2 protein-coding genes and 1 pseudogene are annotated in these 6,482 nt (G+C 47.5%); all 3 read right to left on the bottom strand.

Going from position 1 to position 6,482, the window contains the following annotated elements; genetic code table 11:
- Positions 1 to 1,079: pseudogene (locus tag RTR63_RS04960) on the bottom strand (hypothetical protein); the annotation flags it as partial.
- Positions 1,080 to 1,107: 28 nt separating this feature from the next.
- On the bottom strand, positions 1,108 to 4,131 hold the full coding sequence (locus RTR63_RS04955) for a penicillin-binding transpeptidase domain-containing protein (RefSeq protein ID WP_312523003.1): 3,024 nt from the start codon (positions 4,129 to 4,131) through the stop codon (positions 1,108 to 1,110).
- A 75-nt stretch (positions 4,132 to 4,206) separates the two neighbouring features.
- Positions 4,207 to 6,432, bottom strand: a complete 2,226-nt coding sequence (locus RTR63_RS04950; protein ID WP_312523001.1) for an FtsW/RodA/SpoVE family cell cycle protein — start codon at positions 6,430 to 6,432, stop codon at positions 4,207 to 4,209.
- Positions 6,433 to 6,482 lie beyond the last annotated feature (50 nt).

Below are 6,482 nucleotides of genomic sequence, written 5' to 3'. Positions count from 1 at the left end.
ACCTCACCTTTTTGCAAACGTGCGATATCCGTTGGCGTGGCTTGCACTTTGGCTTTTAACCCAAATTGCGCTTCGTCGGACAAGCTTACCCCAATTGTGGCAAGCTTGGGTTTTAACACCTCATAGCCGTAAGATACCAAATCAATGGCATCATGCGGGGTATTGGTGGATTTATGGGCATGATTAAAACTGCTAAATAACTGCTCTACCATCGCGGTTGTCAGTCCATCATTAGATTTTAAGGTGATTTGAGTAATCACTTGGGATTTATTTACCCATTGTTTCGCCGCTGCCATAATCGCATCGGTCAATAAATCTTGATACGGCTTGGCGGATTTTTGGATGTTTGGCAACACAGTTACCATCGGCTTGGGCGCAGCTGTTGGCGGTTGTACCCTCGTAGGTTGTGGCTTATGTGGTGTAGGCTCGGTATTGACCAGCGGCGACTGCATCGGCGCAACTGCAGGCACTGGATTGGGGTTTGAAGGCGGTGTTGTTGGTTGCACAGGTATTTGATAAGCTTGATCAGGCTGCGGTTGTGGCGAAACAGGCTGGGTTGGGTACTGCGGCGATACAGGTATCGGTGCTACAGGCGCTGGTTGCGCGATAGGTTCAGGTAAGGTAATTGGGGCGCGTTCAGGGTAGTGTCCTGTGGCAGATTTTTCTTCGGCAAATCGTGGCATCAGTCGCCCTAACACACTTCTATATAGACTGGGGTTCTCGTCTTCATCATTTAGCGCATAGCCGTCAAGCCGTTGAATCAGCAAAATGACCGAATTATCTGCTTCGCTGACTGTGTCATCGTCATCCGCTGTTTGGGCGGCATGGGTTTTAATCGGCAATATATGAATATCAGGCATGGTGTATTTGAGCGATTGGGTAAAGTGTCGGTAGCTTTCTGCCATTTTCTTATTGGCAGTGATATCAAAACTCGTCGGCACGGACAGCTGAACGCTCACCCGTTGTAAGTCATCAATGGCGGTGGTGTATAGGCTAAAGAAATTTTCCATTTCATCAAACACATCGCTTGGGTGTTTGTCGTCAATGATAAACCGGTGGTTGGTGGTGATGTAAGCCATAATTTACTCTTAATGGTGAAATTTTTTATTAATGGGTTTGCGTTTTTTTAACAGCTTGCGTAGTATCAGTCACTGGACTAGCCACTGAATCAGCCAGTGGCTTGGCGCTGGCAGGACGGCTAATCGCTGAGCTTTGATACATCTGTTTGGCTAATATCATGCCTGCCTGTACCGCTCGGTTAATGCCATCACGAGGGTCATCGACCAAGCCGTTTTTAGTCCAGTTACGTTCGACCAATACCGCTACCGCTTTATCCCATTTGCCATTTTTATCTTTTAGTCCATAGACAAACCATTTATACGGACGAGCATAACACGCCACCGATGGCTGAGTTTTGCCTGCGCGAATGTCCGCATTGTTACACAGATTTGCCACCATACTGACGGTGACATTGGGGGTATAAAAGCTGCGACCGTTTTGTGTGGTTGGATAGTTAAAGCCGGGTGTGCCTGTTTTGCCCACCATCACGCCCTGTGTCCATGCACAGCTGCCAATCGCTTGGTTACAGGCAGTGAAACCTGTGCCATTGCCGCCGCCCAGCCCTGTGCCTGCTAGCAACGTACCTGATAATAAATTGAGCGCACCGCGGGCCTCAGATTGATTGATGCCCAGTGGCATGGCGCCGAGTTGGCTGGTAGCGGTGGTCAATGTCTCCTGACTTTGGGCATCGCCTCGCCAGGCTTTAGGACGCAGTGGAATTTGATTGACGCCCCACAAATCCTCAATCAAATGCACGCCACGACGCTGGGTCGCGCCATTATCGGCAATCAGCAGATTGGTAAACATATCCGACACACCCAGTACCGAGGTTTTGGCATTACCTGCGCCAAACACTTGGTTCATGCTGGCATTGAGCATATCGCCCCCTTGACGACACGCCCCGTTCATACGTCCACCATTGGCTTTGACACAGCTTGCCACTTGGCTTTCGGTAAATTGTAATTGCTTGGTGGTGTAATCTTGCTTGCCATCGGTGAGCAGTACACCTGAAAAATAGCGGCTTTGTAGCATCGGGTCGCTATTATAGGCTTTACCAAACAATAAATCTTTAAATCCGCAATTCACTCCCCCTTTATCGGCACAATTCACACTCCAGCCCATGTCATCACTGGCTTTTTTAAAGGCGGGCATACCCGGGCAAACGCCTTGTCGGTCACGTTGCAATGACATCGCACTGGTCGTGCGTTGACAATATAAAAAGTTCGCCACTTTTTCGGTAGATGAGCTTGCTATCACTTGTTTGAGATATTGCGCTTCAGAGGTTTGCATATTTTTAAACCGTGGATTGGCGCGTACCAGTGCCAATGCTTGTACGGTTTTAACGGTCGAACCTGGGTATACGGTTTGGTATAACGCATGGTTCATGAGATTTTGCTTGCTCCAGTCTTTTTTCCACAGTATCGGGCAACCTGTGGGCTTAATCGTGGTATCGCCATTATCGGCACGGTAGCAGTTGGAGTCAGCGCTGGCAAGGGCAAGCACGCCTTGGGTTTTGACGTCAATCACCGCGATACCGATACTGCGTACCAAGGCGTTCTCATACATGCCATTGGCGACGTTTTGCAACGCAGGCGATAGCACGTTATTACAGTCCGCGCCATTGGGGTTATTGGTGACACAATCCGCTACTTGTTGGGCGGTTGTTTGTACAGCGGGATCCAAGGTTAACGCCATGTTGTAGCCGATTTTGATATCCGAGCCATCGACATTGATACTATTGATTGGCGGTGCCGTGAGTTTTTGCCACCAGCTGCGTTGATCATTTTTTTGTTGGTAGCTTTGATAAGCATCCAATAACTGGCGGTCAAAATGGCTGGCGTGAATGTTGGACAATTCGCTATACATCAACCCTAGATTGGTCGGCAAAGCAACCTCAGTTTTGCTGGTGGAGGCAATCCGTTTCTTCGGGTCTTGCGTGGGTTTGTCTTGTAGGGTTTGCAACACGCCATTGGCTTGGTTTTGAATATCGTTTTTGGTTTTAGTAAAAGCATTATTTGGGTCAGATGCTGGTGCATTGGGTAAAGTCGCCGCCCCTGTCAATGGTTTGACCGCCAAGGACTTGACCGACATCGGAATCAATCTAGGGTTGTTACAAAGCTGGGTTAATGAGTCAACGTCACCTGTGTCAGTCATGGTATTGCCACGACTATCGACATACAGATAGCCTGTTTGATTGTCCGCCGTTTTGGCGGTTTTGATGTATACACAGCCCGGTAGCCCATACCAAGGGTTGGTTTGGGTGAGCCAATTGGTTGGCATATGTGCGACATTGGGGTCGTTTTGATTGCGGCGATTGGGCTGTTGTTCTCGCCATTGTAGTTGCAACAACCGCTCTGGGTTGGCAAGCGTTTTTAGCGCAAAGGCTAACGCGTCTTCGTTGATATGTTGCTCACAGGCTTGTTGCCAAAGGCTGGCAGTTTGCAGTTGGTATTGGTTGGCTAGACGTTTTTGCTGATACAAGCTGAGCAGACTTTGATTAACTCGGTTGATACTGTCGGTAAAACGGGCTTGGTTTTTGGGCTGCATTAAGTCGCACGTTTTGGCAGGCGTGGCGTTGACCGAAGTTGATAGATTAGCGTTTGCACTTTGGGTATTAGTATTTTGGCTGTTGGCTTGGTTGACCACATCCGCCATACCCAGATTATCGACGACAAGTGACACGGCGTTTTCATTCGCCTCTGCATTGTACGTGGTATTTGAGGCGGTTAAGGGCGAGAGATACCAGGCCAGCCAGCCGATAAGGCCGACAACAAACACCACCAAAATTACTTGTAAGTTGGTCAAAATGGTTTTGTAAAGCGCTTGAGAAACCCGAAAACTGGCAACTTTACCGTCGTTTTTGATTTTTTTGTTACTATTTTTTGTTTCACTTGCTTGCGTATTGTCGGAGGTATTGGCAGGCGTGGCTGTTTCTTCAATCTCTGTGGTTGAATCAGTGACATTATTATCTTGTGGTAAGATGTTAGAATCTATTTTTTGAACAGTTTCTAACTTGCCACTGTTCATAGTTTCTTGACTGTTTTCGTCTTTCGGGGTTTGGTTTTCGGTCATTTTGAACCTTTAATTTTTGCAAGCCTTACTAAAATTTGACGTTTCTACAATTGGATAAGTTATTGAGCATACGGTTTATGGTTTATTGCCGTCCAACATCAGCTTTGGCTGAAACAGCGCCAAACTGAGCATAATACTATTGAGCCATAAATTACTGGTGCCATAACTTAAAAACGGCAAGGTCACCCCCGTGAGCGGTAAAATTCCTAAATTCCCTGAAATGGTGACAAGTGCCTGAAACACCGTAATCACCACCCACAGCAAAATCACCCACGCCAGCAAAAAATAACCACCCGATAACAGCCGTGATTTCATCTGCTCACTGGCGAACGCCATCTGCTGACGGGCAATCAGTACCAGCCACGCAAAATACACCATCATCAGCACCACACTTGCCCCGATACCCACCACTGCCATCACCGAGGTAATCGTATAGTCACTTTGCATTTGTAGCGGCACGCCCTGACAGCCCGATAAATGATAACCGCACCACGGAATATCGCCAAACCCATAGCCAATCATCGGCACACTATCGCGAAACCAATGCAAAATCGCCATCTGATCGTTGCTCGCCACAAACGGATTGACCCACGCATTGACCCGCTCGGCAGTACGCGCATCAAATCCGCTTAAATTCACCAACACCATCATCAGCAAAAGCAAAATCGCGGTACTCGACAACACGCCCAAAATGTAACCCCGTCCGCCCATTTGGAAAATTTTGTTGGATAGCGCCACGCCCACCAAAAAGGTAAACAAAAACAAAAATACCAGCATGGTGCCTTTTTCATTGGCAATACCCAGTGCGATAAACGGCAACACCACCGCAAAAGCAAGCAGCAGGGTCATTTTTTTGGAGCGGAAAAACAGATGATTAATCAAGCCGCGTTGGTTAATCGCCAAAAACACACCCAAAAACACCATCAGCCAAATCTTTGACAGTTCAGCGACTTTCGCACTGTCACTGTGAATCAACACTGCCAAGCCCAAATAACTCACCGCAAAAGCAAGCAGCCACACACGTGCTTTAGTCATCGCCGATTTAACATTGCCCCAACTGCTGTGTAGTAAGTTATTGGCAATGAGGGTTTTAAGCCCCCAACTAACCAAACTGCTAATCGGGCGAGCCAGGCTAATAAACACAAAACACCAAAACAAATCTTTGAAATGATTGAGAAAAATATAACGCAGTGACAAATAACTACGGGTGCTTAAATCAAATAAAATCATCAAGCCAAAGGTGGCAAAGCCTACAAACAACGGATAAATCCACGCAGATGACAGCATGGCACGGTTGTCGGGGAATTTTTCCATGAACCGACGCATGGGGGAAAAAATCGTCAATACACTCAGTAGCACGCCGACGCAAAACAGCACGCCCCCCACCATCATCGGCAGAATCACCGTATGGCTAACACCCGCAATAACCAGTCCCCACACGGTGATGGCTATCGGCAACACTTCTAGCCAGTGCTTACGCCGCGACAGCCACAGTAACCCCCACGTCACCCACGACCAAATACACACCTGAGTGAGCATTCCCAAATGCGTGGGCGTGCCAATTAACGGCAGTAAATTGTTCGCTTGCAGGGCTTTTTGTTGGTTGTTATTGGCGTCATAGATACTGGCGACATCGTTTGCCGATTGATTTAACAGTTTGGCAATGGCGGGCTGATTGCTAAACAGGCGATTGTAGGCAAAACGTCGATTACCATCGGCAACCGCAAGCAATGACACCGCAAAATTAGCTTGGTCGGCAGGGGATAATTTATCGGTTTTTACCGCCATTAAGTTGTCTAAACTATCGAGTTGCCCGCTAGCATTAAGGTGTAGCCAATCTTGGCGATTGCTGAGTTTATCGCCACCCAAATTCACTTCGGTTTCATTCTCAACCAATTCGTTTTGGCGTTGCTGTTTGCCTTGGGCTTGCCATGCGGCCGCTAAAGCTTGTTGGGTTTTGGCAAAATGTTGCTTTGCCTCACTCATTAATTGTGTAGGCTGACTGGCTTGGGCACAGGCTTGAGTCATGCCATAGTTAGGATCATTACGGTTGTCATACAGATTAGTAATAACGTTGTCGCCACAATATTTGCTAAGCAGTTGCGGTTTGGCGATGCCTTCAGTATAGCTGGTGAGTTCGAGTTGATAACGCTGCAGTTTGGGCGAATGGGCGTAATCTGCCAGTAAAAATGCGCCAATTAACAGGAGCCATACCACCGCTAAAATCATGATTTCGCTCAACGTTTGCGCTTTGGCGTTGGGTTTTTTGCTGGCTTTTGTACGACTCACTATGTTTAGCATGGGGCTTTCCAAATTGATTAACTTTTTTTATTGTTATCCCTGTTTAAAAA

It is taken from the genome of Moraxella sp. CTOTU47724 (genome assembly GCF_032014955.1).
Lineage (GTDB): Bacteria > Pseudomonadota > Gammaproteobacteria > Pseudomonadales > Moraxellaceae > Faucicola > Faucicola tetraodonis.
This window is presented reverse-complemented; position numbering and strand designations above follow the sequence as displayed.

What these genes read in the sequence shown, in the direction of transcription:
- RTR63_RS04950 (WP_312523001.1), bottom strand. Translation starts at nt 6,432, where the DNA reads ATGCTAAACATAGTGAGTCGTACAAAAGCCAGCAAAAAACCCAACGCC.
- RTR63_RS04955 (WP_312523003.1), bottom strand. Translation starts at nt 4,131, where the DNA reads ATGACCGAAAACCAAACCCCGAAAGACGAAAACAGTCAAGAAACTATG.